Origin of the sequence: Enterobacter cloacae complex sp. 2024EL-00214 (assembly GCF_043945575.1) — a bacterium.
GTDB lineage: Bacteria > Pseudomonadota > Gammaproteobacteria > Enterobacterales > Enterobacteriaceae > Enterobacter > Enterobacter cloacae_P.
This window is the reverse complement of record NZ_JBIMRC010000008.1, coordinates 126,675-141,599: the sequence shown is the minus strand read 5'-3', so window position 1 is coordinate 141,599 and position 14,925 is coordinate 126,675. Positions and strand designations below refer to the sequence as shown.

The 14,925-nt window shown below is 50.0% G+C and carries 19 protein-coding genes; 11 read left to right on the top strand and 8 right to left on the bottom strand.

Translation table 11 applies throughout. The features are described 5' to 3' along the window. Window positions 1-132 precede the first annotated feature (132 nt). The 11 genes from nirA to ACHHZ6_RS11475 all read left to right on the top strand — a co-directional run bounded on the left by nirA (window position 133) and on the right by ACHHZ6_RS11475 (window position 8,386). A complete protein-coding gene (gene nirA, locus ACHHZ6_RS11525) occupies window positions 133-1,431 on the top strand; it encodes an MFS transporter (protein ID WP_029602873.1) in 1,299 nt (432 codons plus the stop codon). Between the two features lie 103 nt (window positions 1,432-1,534). After that, window positions 1,535-1,804 carry a metal-sensing transcriptional repressor gene (locus ACHHZ6_RS11520; protein WP_009653703.1) on the top strand — a complete coding sequence of 90 codons (270 nt, stop codon included), beginning with the start codon at window positions 1,535-1,537 and terminating at the stop codon, window positions 1,802-1,804. Between the two features lie 12 nt (window positions 1,805-1,816). Continuing rightward, on the top strand, window positions 1,817-2,959 hold the full coding sequence (locus ACHHZ6_RS11515) for a nickel/cobalt efflux protein RcnA (protein ID WP_029602872.1): 1,143 nt from the start codon (window positions 1,817-1,819) through the stop codon (window positions 2,957-2,959). Window positions 2,960-3,119: 160 nt separating this feature from the next. Further along, window positions 3,120-3,560, top strand: a complete 441-nt coding sequence (locus tag ACHHZ6_RS11510; protein WP_135695985.1) for a YgiW/YdeI family stress tolerance OB fold protein — start codon at window positions 3,120-3,122, stop codon at window positions 3,558-3,560. Between the two features lie 220 nt (window positions 3,561-3,780). Next, window positions 3,781-4,602, top strand: a complete 822-nt coding sequence (locus tag ACHHZ6_RS11505; protein WP_032642912.1) for a DUF932 domain-containing protein — start codon at window positions 3,781-3,783, stop codon at window positions 4,600-4,602. A 32-nt stretch (window positions 4,603-4,634) separates the two neighbouring features. Then, window positions 4,635-5,105: a DNA repair protein RadC gene (radC, locus tag ACHHZ6_RS11500; protein WP_032642914.1), complete on the top strand. Its 471-nt coding sequence runs from the start codon at window positions 4,635-4,637 to the stop codon at window positions 5,103-5,105. Window positions 5,106-5,113: 8 nt separating this feature from the next. Then, the gene (locus tag ACHHZ6_RS11495; protein ID WP_032642916.1) at window positions 5,114-5,335 is read left to right on the top strand and encodes a DUF987 domain-containing protein; all 222 of its coding nucleotides are present in this window, start codon (window positions 5,114-5,116) and stop codon (window positions 5,333-5,335) included. A 21-nt stretch (window positions 5,336-5,356) separates the two neighbouring features. Beyond that, entirely contained in the window at window positions 5,357-5,680 is a 324-nt protein-coding gene (locus ACHHZ6_RS11490; protein WP_032642918.1) for a type IV toxin-antitoxin system YeeU family antitoxin, read from the top strand. Then, window positions 5,665-6,036: a TA system toxin CbtA family protein gene (locus ACHHZ6_RS11485; RefSeq protein WP_271057262.1), complete on the top strand. Its 372-nt coding sequence runs from the start codon at window positions 5,665-5,667 to the stop codon at window positions 6,034-6,036. Before ACHHZ6_RS11490 ends, ACHHZ6_RS11485 begins: the two co-directional genes overlap by 16 nt. A 574-nt stretch (window positions 6,037-6,610) precedes the next feature. Beyond that, a complete protein-coding gene (locus tag ACHHZ6_RS11480; RefSeq protein WP_045354872.1) occupies window positions 6,611-6,877 on the top strand; it encodes a DinI family protein in 267 nt (88 codons plus the stop codon). A 399-nt stretch (window positions 6,878-7,276) separates the two neighbouring features. Beyond that, entirely contained in the window at window positions 7,277-8,386 is a 1,110-nt protein-coding gene (locus ACHHZ6_RS11475; RefSeq protein ID WP_395122245.1) for an acyltransferase family protein, read from the top strand. Between the two features lie 408 nt (window positions 8,387-8,794). On the opposite strand, the gene ACHHZ6_RS11470 is transcribed toward ACHHZ6_RS11475, so the two are convergent. From ACHHZ6_RS11470 to ACHHZ6_RS11435, 8 genes are all read right to left on the bottom strand, one after another. Continuing rightward, window positions 8,795-9,226: a tail fiber assembly protein gene (locus ACHHZ6_RS11470; RefSeq protein ID WP_248214410.1), complete on the bottom strand. Its 432-nt coding sequence runs from the start codon at window positions 9,224-9,226 to the stop codon at window positions 8,795-8,797. A 4-nt stretch (window positions 9,227-9,230) separates the two neighbouring features. Next, window positions 9,231-10,055, bottom strand: a complete 825-nt coding sequence (locus ACHHZ6_RS11465; protein ID WP_395122244.1) for a phage tail protein — start codon at window positions 10,053-10,055, stop codon at window positions 9,231-9,233. After that, window positions 10,055-10,735 (bottom strand): DUF2612 domain-containing protein, encoded by a 681-nt coding sequence (locus ACHHZ6_RS11460; RefSeq protein WP_395122243.1) that lies wholly within the window; start codon window positions 10,733-10,735, stop codon window positions 10,055-10,057. The genes ACHHZ6_RS11465 and ACHHZ6_RS11460 overlap by 1 nt, the downstream gene beginning before the upstream one ends. Further along, on the bottom strand, window positions 10,732-11,877 hold the full coding sequence (locus ACHHZ6_RS11455; protein ID WP_395122256.1) for a baseplate J/gp47 family protein: 1,146 nt from the start codon (window positions 11,875-11,877) through the stop codon (window positions 10,732-10,734). Before ACHHZ6_RS11455 ends, ACHHZ6_RS11460 begins: the two co-directional genes overlap by 4 nt. Before the next feature lie 93 nt (window positions 11,878-11,970). Then, window positions 11,971-12,159, bottom strand: a complete 189-nt coding sequence (locus ACHHZ6_RS11450) for a hypothetical protein (protein WP_072025531.1) — start codon at window positions 12,157-12,159, stop codon at window positions 11,971-11,973. Between the two features lie 52 nt (window positions 12,160-12,211). Next, on the bottom strand, window positions 12,212-12,736 hold the full coding sequence (locus ACHHZ6_RS11445; RefSeq protein WP_223539412.1) for a hypothetical protein: 525 nt from the start codon (window positions 12,734-12,736) through the stop codon (window positions 12,212-12,214). Window positions 12,737-13,006: 270 nt separating this feature from the next. Further along, window positions 13,007-14,032 carry a tyrosine-type recombinase/integrase gene (locus tag ACHHZ6_RS11440; protein WP_262319714.1) on the bottom strand — a complete coding sequence of 342 codons (1,026 nt, stop codon included), beginning with the start codon at window positions 14,030-14,032 and terminating at the stop codon, window positions 13,007-13,009. A gap of 8 nt (window positions 14,033-14,040) precedes the next feature. Beyond that, window positions 14,041-14,625, bottom strand: a complete 585-nt coding sequence (locus tag ACHHZ6_RS11435; RefSeq protein WP_262319713.1) for a hypothetical protein — start codon at window positions 14,623-14,625, stop codon at window positions 14,041-14,043. Window positions 14,626-14,925: the final 300 nt, after the last annotated feature.

Sequence of the window (14,925 nt, the reverse complement as noted above, 5' to 3'; positions counted from 1 at the left end):
ATTCAACATATCAGATGGTTGGTAAATCACTCATCCTCCCCACCAGGATAATGCTTGTCATTTTTTCCAGGTCCCTCTATGCTTTCATTATCCCCCCGGGGGGGATGTAAATTTAAGCCAAGAGAATTCCTGATGCTCAATATTCTTTCTAATCGTACCTATCGCCACCTGTTTATGGCACAGGTTATCGCCCTTATCGGCACCGGTCTGGCGACCGTCGCGCTGGGGTTGCTAGCTTATGATCTGGCCGGAGACAGGGCTGGTGCTGTGCTGGGTACCGCGCTGGCTATCAAGATGAGCGCCTACATTCTGGTTGCGCCGGTAGCGGCGGCCTTTGCCGATAAATTCCCGCGTCGCACCATGCTGGTGACGCTGGACTTAGTCCGCGCTCTGGTGGCGATCGCGCTGCCTTTTGTCACTCAGATCTGGGAAATCTACATCTTGATCTTCTTCCTGCAGTCTGCTTCGGCAGCGTTTACACCGACTTTCCAGGCGACGATCCCGGACATTCTCCCTGACGAACGTGAATATACCCGGGCGCTGTCTCTGTCACGCCTGGCCTACGATCTTGAAAGCGTTATCAGCCCGATGCTGGCGGCGGCGCTGCTGACAGTCATGAGTTTCCATAATTTGTTTGCCGGTACGGCAGTCGGATTCCTCGCCTCTGCGGCTCTGGTTGTTTCCGTGTCGTTGCCAAAAATGAAAGCGTTAACCGTCAAACGCAGCGTCTATGACAAAACGACGCGAGGCATGCGCATCTTCCTGAAAACACCAAGGCTGCGTGGTCTGCTGGCACTCAATATGGCCGTGGCAGCGGCAAGCGCGATGGTTATCGTCAATACCGTTGTTCTGGTACAGGCTGACTTTGGTTTATCACAGCGCTCGACTGCCATTGCGCTGGCCTTCTTCGGTGTCGGGTCGATGGTGTCTGCACTGGTTCTCCCGAGACTCCTCGACAAAATGCGCGACCGCATGCCGATGCTTGTGGGGGCCGCGCTTTTGGTGATTGGCCTGGGGCTGGGTATTTTCCTGATGGATTACTTCACTCTGGTTGTGCTTTGGGCATTGCTGGGCGTCGGATATTCACTTTCTCAAACCCCCAGTGGCCGCCTGCTGCGCCGCTCATCAACGGCGGAAGACAGACCCGCGCTATTTGCCGCTCAATTTGCATTGTCGCATTCATGCTGGCTGGTGACTTATCCGCTGGCCGGATGGGTCGGCGCGACATGGGGCACACAGGCTTCGTTCATCGCGTTGACCATCGTAGCGGCGCTGTCGTTGCTCACCGCCGTGCTTATCTGGCGTCCTGAGCATGAAGAATATGTTCAGCTGCACAGCCATACCGACGCCGAAACGAATAATGCATCCACTCATGAACATGATTTCGTCATCGACGATGAACATCCGTCATGGCCGAAGAAAGAGAAGTAATTTCCCTGAAAGACAACCAGGCAGGAGAGGATAAGCCGATAAAAAATGTGACCATAGCGATGATACACATTATCTTATCCCCTCCACCTGGAGAGGATAAGATATGACTGTTCACGCATCACACCCTGACATTATTAAAAGACTTAAGCGTGCCGCCGGGCACCTGAAAAGTACCATCCAGATGCTCGAAGATGAAAAAGCGTGTCTGGATATCGCCCAACAGCTGCATGCGGTTGAAAAAGCGATAACGAATGCAAAGCGTACCTTAATTCATGACCATCTTGATCACTGCCTGGAGGATGCGCTTCATGCCGATCATGCCGGAACTGAAACAACGCTAAGCGAATTTAAAGAGATCACCAAATATCTTTAAGGCAAGCGAAACATGACTGATTTTTCTGCTCTTCTGCAGCAAGGCGTAGCCAATGCCTGGCTGTTTATTCCCAGCGCTATCCTGCTGGGTGCGCTGCACGGACTGGAGCCAGGACACTCCAAAACGATGATGGCGGCGTTTATTGTGGCTATTCGTGGAACGGTGAAACAAGCGGTTCTGCTGGGACTGGCGGCGACCATTTCGCACACCTCTGTGGTCTGGCTCATTGCCATGGGTGGGATGTATGTCAGTCAGAAATTCACCGCTGAATCTGCGGAGCCCTGGTTCCAGTTAATTTCGGCCATCATCATTCTTGCCACGGCAGCATGGATGTTCTGGCGTACCTGGCGCGGTGAGAAGCTATGGAAAATGGAGCAGGAAGAGGAGCATTCCCACGGTCATCACGAACATGATGAAACCCGGATTATAGATACCGGCCACGGCAGCGTTGAACTCTCTATTTTCGAGGAAGGACAGCCACCTCACTGGCGTTTACGTACGCTCAGCGGCAGAAAGTGGGAAGCCAGCAACATTTCTGTAGCCACAAGGCGGGGCAATGGAACCTATTCTCAGGTTTTCGACTTCGTTGAAAAAGACGGGTTTATGGAATCAGCCCTGGCGATCCCTGAGCCACACAGTTTTGATGTGCGCCTGTCTTTAGGCCATCGTGGGCATGTACACGATTATGATGTGGAGTTTCGCGAGCATGAGCACGGTCACGACCATGACCACGATCACTCCGCACTGGAGGGGCTGGATGTTAATTCCCGCGAATACCAGGACGCTCACGAAAAAGCCCATGCGAACGACATCAAGAAACGTTTTGCCAATCGCAGCGTAACCACCGGGCAGATTATCCTGTTTGGGCTGACCGGCGGACTTATTCCTTGCCCGGCGGCCATCACCGTTCTGCTGCTCTGCATCCAGGTGAAGGAATTTACGCTCGGTGCCGCGCTGGTACTGTGTTTCAGCATCGGCTTAGCAATTACGCTGGTTTCTGTGGGTGCAGCTGCGGCGTTTAGCGTTCGCCAGGCAACCAAACGCTGGAGTGGCCTGGATACTCTGGCACGCCGTGCCCCATACTTCTCAAGCGTACTGATAGCCCTGGTCGGCATTTACATGGGCTACCATGGCTGGATCGGCGTTACCCGCTGATTTTCTCTTGTAAAAGCCACATGCCTGAACCCACCAATTGGTGGGTTTTTTATCTCTGAAGCCTGTCACATTTTCATCCCCCACAGGGGATTGCAATTGAGCTTTTATAGCCGCTCATTTATTATAAAGGCATCCCCCCTGGGAGGATGTGAAATCATAAATGGAACCTGCTATGCAAAAACAATACTTCAGTCAGATTCGTCGCCAGCTCGTCAACGTCACCGGCGTGTTGCTCGCTTCATTCATCGTCATTCCAGCCCTGGCAGCGCAAGGCGGTTTCTCCGCAGAGAAAGAGCCAGTCGCCACTGAACGCATGTATGCCGGTCATAAGGTTCAGCAGGAAAACAGTCAAAGCCGCATTCAGGCCGTGCCGTCGATGCACGAAGGGGCGTGGATCACACTGGAAGGCAATGTCATCAGCCAGCAGCAGGAAGAGTGGTATACGTTCCGCGATCCAACCGGAACCATCAAAGTTCGTATTCCACAGAAAGTCTGGAACGGGCAGCACTTCGATGCGCAGGATTTGGTGCGTGTGAGCGGGCAGATAAGCCGTGAGAATGGCACTACGAGCCTGAACGTTGAGGTGATCAAAAAGCCTTAAATTTGAAGGATCATGAGTATGACGAACTACATTGTCCAGTTCATATGTAGTTCGTCATTTGAATGTCCGTTGATCGCTCATAGCAGACATTAGCTAGCTGTTGCATCCCCCAACAACAAAGAGTTTTCCCCTGCAACACCAAATCAATGCAGAAAGGCCGCGCTTCTTTACCGGAAGCGCGGCCTTTCTGCATTTATGCCATTAACCACAAAGGAGTTTTATCATGAAATTAGCCAGCCGCTTCGGACGGATTAACCAGATTCGCCGCGACCGCCCACTGACAAATGACGAGTTGATGGTCCATGTACCCAGTGTATTTAGTACTGACAAGCACGAATCCCGCTCGGATCGCTACACCTACATCCCGACCATTACCCTGCTTGATAGCCTCCAGCGTGAAGGCTTTCAGCCGTTCTTTGCCTGCCAGACCCGAGTGCGTGACCAGAGCAAGCGAGAGCACACGAAACACATGCTGCGCCTGCGCCGGGTAGGGCAAATAACCGGTAAGCAGGTACCGGAAATCATTCTGCTCAACAGCCATGACGGCTCCAGCTCATATCAGATGTTGCCGGGGCTATTTCGTGCAGTCTGCCAGAACGGGCTGATTTGCGGTGAGAGTTTTGGTGAGGTACGTGTGCCACATAAAGGCAATGTGGTGGAGAAAGTCATTGAAGGGGCTTACGAAGTGCTGGGGATATTTGACCGGGTGGAGGAGAAGCGGGATGCCATGCAGTCGCTTTTGTTACCTCCACCAGCACAGCAGGCGATGGCAAAAGCGGCATTAACCTATCGCTTTGGTGAAGAGCATCAGCCGGTGACGGAATCGCAAATCCTTTCCCCGCGCCGCTGGCAGGATGATAGCAACGACCTATGGACCACTTACCAACGCATTCAGGAGAACTTGATAAAAGGCGGACTGTCAGGACGAACGACGAAAGGTCAGCGTGCTCAAACCCGTGCTGTCAAAGGTATCGACGGAGACGTAAAGCTCAATCGCGCTCTGTGGGTGATGGCTGAAAATATGCTTCAACTTGCTTCATAAACGACTTTAACTATTACCTCCAAGGCCCTGTCATGTCAGAGATAAATCTACCTCCTGATCTTCCGGTAACTGAAGCACGCACCATTCGTCGCGCTCTCCGCTTACTGGAAAAATATCAGCGCCAGCCTGGCGAACAATTTAATTCCACTACCTTCACCAAAACCTGGCTACAACTGCGTCTTGCTCTGCAGGAGCGCGAAGTTTTTCTTGTTTTATATCTCGATAATCAGAACCGTCTTCTGGAATGCGAGACGCTCTTTACGGGCACGATTAACCATACCGAAGTCCATCCACGCGAAGTGGTGAAACTGGCACTACGCCATAACGCTGCCGCTGTGATTCTGGCCCATAACCATCCATCCGGAGAGACAGAACCGAGTAAACAGGATCGAAACATCACTCAACATCTGGTGAACGCGCTGGCTATGGTAGAGGTGCGGGTGCTGGACCATCTTATTGTTGGCATCGATGTGCTTTCTTTTGCTGAACGTGGCTGGCTATGAGGCTAACCATGAAAATCATCGATAAAAAGGCCGCGATGGCGATTCAGCGACAGCATCCGGATTCCCGGATCTTTCGCTACTGCACGGGCAAATACCAGTGGCACGGCAGCGCCAGTCATTATACCGGTCAGGATGTCGCGGAGATTTCCGGTGTGCTGGCGGTTTACGCAGAACGCCGTCGTGACAACCACGGTCCGTATACACGCCTGATGTGCATCACCACCAACTGACACTAAATAAGGAGTAGAAAAATGCAAAATTCATGGGGACTGAAGCGCGACATCTCGCCGTGCTTCGGTGCAAGGCTTGTGCAGGAAGGCTGTCGCCTGCATTTTCTGGCGGACCGTGCAGGTATTAGTGGTACGTTTAACGAGGAGGAGGCACTGCGTCTGGATCAGGCATTTCCGCTAGTGATGAAACAGCTTGAATTGATGCTGACAACCGGTGAACTAAATCCGCGCCATCAGCATTGCGTCACGTTGTATCATAACGGACTAACTTGTGAAGCTGACACTCTCGGCTCTCATGGCTATGTTTACATCGTTATTTATCCTCAGGCATTTGCAACCAGGTAACACCTTCTCTTCTTTTATCAGGATCCAACTCATGCAAATTTTCATCTGTACCGGCCACGGTGCCGGTTTCGTCACGCCTGTCGCCCGTAATGGTGTGGCAGCAGTTGTTAACGTATCTGCTGGAGCACCACTACGGCCTCACACTCAACGACACACCATTTCATGACGACACGGCCATTGAGGAGCATATCGATGCGGGGATAACGCTTGCCGATGCTGTTAATTTCCTGGTCGAAAAGTACGAACTGGCTCGTATCGACCGCAAGGGATTTACATGGCGAGAGCAACCCCCCTTCATTACTGCAACGGATATTCTGCGTGCCAAAAAGAACATCGGGCTGTTGCCCAGATCTTAAATTTTTCTAAGTACATGCTGCTCATGTGTTGCTATTTCCGCTACAGTAGCGGAAATAGCAACGGCATCGCATCTGACATTAAAAAAAATCAAATAAATATTGATAATATTTCTCATTTTACCATGAGCAAAGATCGAAGCCTTATGAGTCCCTAAGTGCTGTAAACCAATCTCTCATTTCTCACCAAAAGAAGATGGTAAAAATTTTAGGCACCTTCTTAGGCACCAACGAAAAGTTGAATTAGACATTAATTCAATAAATTCATTTAATTACAAACTCAATTCAGACTCCGCCAGCCCACCACTTTTGATAGGACTGCAACCAGACAGCGGCAATAAAAACAGCCACTTACGGACTCTGACCAGACAGAGCGCAGACCGAGAAAAGACAAAAATATGCACGTGAAATGCACGTGCACTTTAAAAGAACCCCAGATTTCACGGTCTGGGGTTTTTCTATTTGTAACTAAGGGTAACAAAAACCCTCCCCTTCCTCGCGCTGTGCTCACCTTGACACTGTTTATTTTTACAGTAAAAATACTGTATGCAAACACAGTGGTTTTCCGGAGGCTTTTATGTTCGTTGAACTGGTTTATGACAAGCGAAATGTAGAGGGGCTCGAAGGGGCCAGAGAGATCATTCTGGCCGAGCTGACGAAGCGGGTGCACCAGATTTTCCCTGATGCCGAAGTGAGGGTGAAGCCGATGCAGGCGAACGGCTTGAATAGCGATGCCAGCAAAAGCGATCGGGAAAAGCTCAACCGCATGCTGGAGGATATGTTTGAAGAGTCCGATATGTGGCTGGTATCTGAGTTCCCGACAGTTCGCCAGGTTGGTCTTTAAATCTTGTTCGGGTAATATTCCCGACGTTTGCTCGGGCATGAACACTGAGCAACCAGCCGCCGCCTGTTCTTGCATACGAAGGGCGGCGGCAATCTTCGTTAAGCAGGTTTTTCAGGCCAGATGATATCCGGCGCGGCCGATGTAACAACAGCTTCAAGCTCATCAAGACAATCCCCTTCTATCGAATCAACTTAATCCGTGATGATCACTTTCTACATTACCTTACCGAAGTAGCTACGACTATCGAGAATGGCGAGCTGAATGTCATCCAGCCGCACGACCAGACCCCGATCGACTACCGCGACACCTTCTGACGTCCAAATGATGCATTGCTGACACAGGCTTTCATATAGATTACAATTCGCGACGCGAAAATTATTAACTAGCTTAGGTAGAATTATGCAGCAAGTGCGTTCTATTCAATACCTTAGAGGCATAGCGGCCATATTAGTTGTTGGCTTCCACTTCAGAGGTAACCTTAATGATATTTATCCGATAAAGAATTTCGGTGATTTAATGTTCATAAGTGGATCCTTTGGGGTAGACCTTTTCTTCATGATTAGCGGATTTATTATTGCGCTTTCAACCGCAAAGAGTGAAGACAACATGTTAACTAAATATGTTGTAAAAAGATTCTTCAGGATTTACCCGTTGTTTATTATTACGTTGGCAATATTTTATTTATTTATTTCAAACGAAGATAATTTTTCATTCTGGAGATCTGCGTTACTGATACAGGCTGACTACAGCCAGCAGGCACCGTTCTTTGGTGGCAACATGATAGGGCAAGCGTGGACCCTGACCTATGAGATTTATTTTTATCTGATATTCTTCGTTGCGATGAGCATTAGTCATAAATACAGATCATGGATTGCATCATTTATGCTTGCCGTCTCTGTGTTCAGTCTGCAACTTTACTTTAATGGCAGCATTAGCATGGAAGGTGACAATGCAATTGCACCACAGGCAGGAATGCCGGAAGGCTTAGCGGCATTCCTGCGGTTTACCTCATCGCCGATGTTAATAGAATTCATATTTGGCATGATGGTATACGAATTAAGAAACGTAATATCATCAACCCCCAAAATTAATGTCATTGCTGTAATCTCATGCTCGTTAGTTTTCTGTTTCTACTTTGCTCAATACAAAGCAGCACACGGGCCTTTTAACTATGGATTATGGGCGATCCTGCTGATTGCGACACTTGTTGCCTATGAAATGAAAAATGAGATAAAAGAGATAAAGATGCTATCATTTTTCGGTGACATCTCTTACTCGTTATATCTGACGCATATTGCCATTACCATGTATTTAGATAAATTTGGAGCAAATATACCGATTTACAATCAGTGGGTAGGAATGTCCAGACTTATCCTTTTGTTCATCATAACGATAACCACTGCATATATTTTCTACAATGTAGTAGAAAGGCCATTTATCAGATTATCAAGATCTATAATATCATGTAAATTTCCTGCATTAGGAAATGAACTAAGTAGACAAAGTTAATTAAGTAATTGCCGCCTAAGGCGGCAATTATTATGAAACATAACCTTTTATTTCAAAATAACCTTTCGCTCTATTAAATCCATTTATTCCAAAAATCAATAATAATTTTATATACCTACAAATTATTTGTTGCTTTCGTTGATCGACTCCATAGAAATACTGGCTAATCTGACTATCAAGCATTTTACCGTTGTCTAATCCTGAGTTGCTATCTCCCCAAACAAACTGTTGGGAATCTATAGGCGTTACTGCGTTATCTGCTTAAGCTGTTTTTCTGCCCAGGCCTCTTAGCTGAATGGCGGCGATAAAGGCCGAATTGACTTCTGCGCTGCGGGCCATGGTCCGCACTCCTTTAAATTTGACTGTATGCATACGCAGTGCTTTTAAGTGAATGCAGATCAAGCCGGTTTACACTTCAGGAAGGTCAGGCCACTGGATATCTTCTGCAGAGGTATTTACGCGCATAAGCAGAACGCGGTACTTCTTCCATGCTGCGAGCGCCGCTTTCTCTTCGTCCGTTGCGATGTCCGCATCACTAGCATCTTGCCGCCAAGCGATCTCAGAGTCAGCTTTTGCACGAAGCGTAGCTTTCATGTTCTCTGCATCTGCTATTTGCTGTTCTGGTGAAAGTGGCGGCTCATCAACCCATGCAAGAGACCCTGAAACCATTCCCAGCATTTTGCCTGTCGGCTTATTTCCTCCATTAAACCTGATGGCATCCTCATCGCTGATTTCAATACCATCCTTCGGCCATGTACCCTCCTTTATATAACTTTCGTACAGCTCTGCGTTGTAGATTGCATTTTCGGACGGGCTGTAAACACTTTTAATTTTATTCATTCTGTTATCTCCCTTTCGCTATATAGCAAAGATTAAACCCACCGCTACCTGACATACGGCCTGTAAAACCCGTTCTTGAAGTACCTACTGAGTTAACTCCATAAGCAGGCATGGTTGATGGGGAAAGCAGTGATTCCTGGATATCTGCCATTGTCAAAGTAATGGATTCAACTCGCGCGGGGAAAGGCACCGGGAAAACAACATTCGTTCCAGTCTGCCCATTAGCGAAACCGAAAATTCCCCATTGTGTGATTACTCCATCTGGCCCCTTGCTCCATCCAGATTTTGTACTCACCCATGAAGTCCCCGATTCTGAATAGCCAGTTGTAAAACTATTCATATCGGGGATCTGATTTGCTCCCGTTCCCACATCTCGCTGCGCCGCTGTTTTCAAACCGAGGTATGTGAGAAGGTTCGCCACGGTTGTCTGACCGATAACGTCCCGACCGATCTGCGTAAGGTCAGTTTGTGCCGCGGTATCTGCCCCGGTGAAATACGGAAGCTTGTTTGCTCCTGTAGCGAGGCCGGCAAGTGCCGTCAGCGTGGCATCAAGCGCCTGGAAATCCTTACCAAACGCAGTGGTCATTTTGGTAATGAACCCATTCAAATCAGCATCATCAAGCACATCCAGCCCACTTTTGTTGGCGGTGTACTGCGCCAGCGCTGCCGCGATAAAACTGGCCTGCCGGATTGCCTTATTGACTTCTGCGCTGGCCGCCTTACCTGAAGTAAAACCAGAGAGCAGGGCCGGAAGTCCTTCCCAGTCAGCCTGGGACATCACGTTAGCATTTGCTGCTGTCGCGAATGGTTTAAAGTTATTTATTGCCATTAGAGTATTGTCTCCCATGCTCCAACATCGAACCCGCCGATGTATTCGTTATCCATATCAAAACCAAAGAATTTAGAACCCTCGGATGGTGCCTCTACCGAGGGCGTTTCCACGTCACCGGCCCATACGCCAGCTGCTTTAACGGTGAGATAGCCCTGTTTGATAGCGGCGATCAGTTCGAGAGACACATTTGAAATATCAGTCTCGGGAAATACCCAGACCGAGATCGTCATGTCCTGGTTGTCGACGATTTGCATCTTCAGGCCAGAGCCTGCAGTTGCAGCGTCAAGGATGGGAGGCAGCGAATCATTGCGGCCATCCCAGTTGTTGATGGCGATTTTTGCCTTAAGAACGATGCGATAGGTTGTATCGCTCAGCGTGGTATAGCCTGCATCTGGATCATACGGGCCTTGCCATACGCCTTGGTCATATCCGAGCCCGTCAGTGTCCCAGCTGAAATAAACGCCGCTTATCGGCTGGCTGACGATTCGACTGCGACCAATCCAGAGGCCGAGCGTATCGAGCTGGACACCGACGGAGGTATCAATGTCGAAAGCGCTTACCAGCCCCCGGGTGGCGCCGGTGATATCAATCAGTGGCCGCGTGCTCAGGTCGACGTGATCAAAGAATCTGGGCTTAGTGGCGTGATAGTTGGTGATTAGGTCCGTGTACTTGCTCATGACGTCACCGTTAGAACAATGTTTTCGGGTTTACACGACGCGGATTCGTTGTAGGCGATAATGATGTTTGCCGCCGCTACGCTACCGGCTGATTTGCCAATCAGCAGCTCCTGTATGTCGTAGTAGCGCGCATTGCCGCCACTCACTACGCCGAGGTTCGCCGGAGAATAAATCCTGCTCAGCAGCACATCGTCGCCGATGGTCAGCCCGTTGATGTAATCCGCGACGGCCTGCTGAATCTGTACGCCAATTTGCGACGTGTAGCCGGTGAATGCCTTCAAGGTGATATGTCCATAAATTGGCACATCAGTAGACCGAGAAAAGCTGATCACGTGTGGGTTGCCGTAGGTGTCCGGTACCGTGACAGATGTCGTCCCATAGGTGGCTGTTCCCTGCCCTTTGTTTCCCCTGATTGTCTGGGCTATCTCGGTAACATCACCTCCATCGACGATGGCGGAAATGGAATGAGGCGGCAGCCCGTTGCTGTCGATAGCACCAGTATCATTCTCGTAGAGCTTGTGACGTGTCACGCCTGCAACGTTGGCGATCGCACCGTCGACCCCTTCAAACGGTGTGAGGGATGGTAGCGCTACGCTTTGCCCCTGCCTGATACGCAACTCTGCGTCGGTTTCAGCCGGTGCGCCTATGGTGGCCGCCGCCGGGTTGGTTACCGATGCCCAGCCACGGGTCGGCGTGTTGATAGTGGTAATCGTCCCGGCCAGCGCCGCAACCGCTCCGCTGTTTGAACAGGTTGCAGTTACCGTCACGGTACCGCCGACACCGATCGTCACCGAGGCAGGAAGCCGCCAGATCACGTTATTCGTGTCTTTCACAGTACCGTTTGTGATGGACGTCCCGGCCGTACCAGTCAGAACCAAATCCACGGTAGAGTTCGTCGCTCCCCGGCGCGCGATACCGTTAATTTTTACGTTACTCGTCAGCGCCGCACCGTAACCCGTAGCAGGTGAGAAGCAGTTATAAACGGAGATGGCCGTATTATTGGCATCGTGAATAGCCAGCGCCACCAGCGCCACCATCTGGCCGTCTTTGCTGTCCGGCTCCAGATAAGCGTCACTGCCATAAATCTGCTGGAAATAGCTCGTCAGGGTATCGAGTATCGTCTGGTAATCAGGCGCACTGATTCAATAACAATGATAATGCTATTGATATATATGGCTTTTATTTTATTTGTAGTGGGAATCTAGTCCGTTAACTGCTCTTAGGTGTGCAAATTACTATCTGCGGGGTGCAGGCTTGTTCCAGCGATATTCCGGGGCTGTCATGCGCTGGCGGTGCCTTTCCTTTGCGGCGAGCGATCCAGCTACCCTACGGCGTATCTCCAGCATGTCAGTAGCGTCTAAATCTCGCCCTTGCTTTGTTAACATCTCTGCTATTGCAGACTCAATCACATCAGATTTCAGCATGTAAGTTACTCATTACCAGAAGTGAAACTTAACGGCTACGGTCGCTCAACATTCACCAGTACCGCCGGACAGTGCTCAGCGAACATGACAGGCTTTCTGCTGCCAGCACCTGAGTTAATCCTGACCGTTTACAGCATTGTACCGCCTCACGCCGCTGCGCTCTAATCCGCTCAAGACGTACAGCGCCATCAGTAACCCGGCGCGTTCTCTGCTTTCGCTGCTCATGTCGAACCACCCGCTGCCTTTCCCTTTCCTCCTCTGCGGCTATCAGTATTTTTCTGGCCTCGATGTCTTCCGGGTAATTGTTGTACCAGTTGCGTTCGCGATACTGTGCTGGCCTGCTCCTGCTGAGTTTCGCTTCTTCCATCAGGCGCAGTATCACCCCATTGGCGGTATCGCTGCGTGCTCTCAATTTCCTGACGGCTTTTTCAGAAACTCCAAAGTGAAAAGCCACCCGGTGATTACTCATAGCACGGTGCAGGTTCAGTACCGTGCGTAATACGTCAGTAAAGGTCTCCTCCGTCCACCAGATCCCCTTAAACCGGAAGCCATTTTCAGCGGCTGCTAAAACGTTCATTTTTCCTCACTTTGTCCACCATCGGCAAAAAACGGGACGTGCTCACGAACCCTCAAAAAGTCCGCGGCGTATCGATAACGGTAGAATGCGGCCTGCGCTCATGTGATATGCCGCACTTTGTCGGGCTACAGGCCGCGTCATTCCTCATTTCTCCGCATTTTGTTGCTCACCCGTCCGGAAAGCGTGAAAAAGTGCGGTATTATCCAAAAATGGCTGGATCGTCGCTTACAGTCGATGAACCCGCATCACACCGGGAAAGTAAGGAGTTTACTATATTCTCCTTACCCCTCCTCTCAGAGCGTTCTTGAGTGACGGTTTTTCGCGGAAAAGATGTCCGTAAATATTCAACGTCACCGACGGCCGGGAGTGGCCCACCATGTCAGACACGTCCAGAATATCAACGCCGTTTTTTACCAGGCTGGACACCGCAAAATGCCTCAGGTCATGAAAGCGCGCTATCCCGAATTCAGAGAGCAGGCGTTTCATCACGCCAGATGTGCTGTAGTTCAGGCTCAGCCTCTGTCCGTTGCTTCCAGCAATCAGCGGTGTATCCGTTCCCAGCAGCGTTTTATCGAGGCACTCATACAGGCCAACCGGCATATCGACGGAACGGCCCCTGCCGCGCTTTCTGCCACGGATAATCCCGCGTGAAGTCAGATGGCAGCGAACCTGTATTTCGTCAGCGCTCACATCCCGATAGGTTAACGCCAGCACTTCGCTGATACGCAGGCCGCAAGCCGCGCCCAGCCAGATAGCAATCCTTTCGCGCCGCTCTGCGCGATCCAGCATGGCTAACACGGTATCTTCATCCGGGATTTGCCACGGCCTGTCTGCCGTTGATCGGCTCTGGCGAACCGGATTATGCGCAATCATCCCGGAACGCATGAGATAAGCAAAAGCCGCGCCGATGTACACAAGCGACTGTCGGTTAAGCCGCTCGCTAAGCTGGCGTGAAGTGATTTTATTCAGGTTTTTATTCAGCAGGTCAGACGGAAGGTTTAGCAGGCAATAGCGGTAGCGGTCGTAACTGGTTGCCCTGATCCTGTTCCGGTTTAGCCTGTCACGCTGATATCCCAGCCAGAACCAGGACAGTTTCTGCAGCGTCCAGCGTTTTACCGCCTCCGCATTGTCTGCCGTTCGCCAGTCAAGTGCTGCCACTTCCAGTTGATACAGCAGCGCCGCCGCATCGTCGATGCTGTGAAAGGTATTGCGTCGCCCGGTGCGGGTTTCTTTATCCAGCCAGTTAACGACATAACGTAGGCGCTTTCCGGCGCCAATCTCACGGATAGATGCCATGTTTCCCCCTACACACCCTGCAAAGGTAATTCCAGAGGACACCAGCTAAACACTGCTACCGAATGTTCATTGTTTTGCTGGCGGATCATGTTGATGAGAATATCCGCACGGGGTGATGACCTCATAAGCGCGGCCAGCGTGGCTATTTTTGACGCCTCCGGGTTTCTCGTCTGATATTCGCCAATTTCATCGCCCAGCAGAGTTTTCAGTAATACATCGCCCGTCATGTCCGGTTTTTCCAGGCGCAGTTGGTCAAACTGTTCAGCGGCTATCCGGCGTACAGGAATGTAAATCCGATCCTCTAAATCGCGTAATTTTCGATGTGCATGAATCAGTACAGTGCCGCGTTTACCGCCCACCTCCAGTTCACCGAGTAATCCGGTGATGCGGCCACGAAATTCGGCTACCTCGTCTTGTGGCACAGGCGAATCAGGAATATAGCTCTCCAGAAGCGCCAACCTTGCCCGGATACGTTCTACAGCAGACACCTTATTACTTACAGCTTCATCGGCCAGCGCCTGTCTGTATGCAGGTACACTTTCAATTTCCTGCGTATCAGAGCAGGAGTTTGCATTAGTAACGCTATTTTTCATTTTAAGTTACCGTTCCTCTCGTCTGACATTTAATACGGCTAACTCTATGGTTATTTTTTGCTCGCAAAACGCCATGAATCACCCAAATTAAAATGATAATAAATTGTTAACGCATATTCTCCTTAGGACTATAAAAATGATTCTTATGCCTTTTTCGTTGCGTTTAGGATGTGTTTTAGAGAACTTGCTCTCAAGGTGTTCATGGTATTCATATTCGCGAGATTAATCATAATATTCATATAGATAAAGCATGAACACCAGTATTCATAACCCTTCATAAGTGTACATAGGTGTTCATAC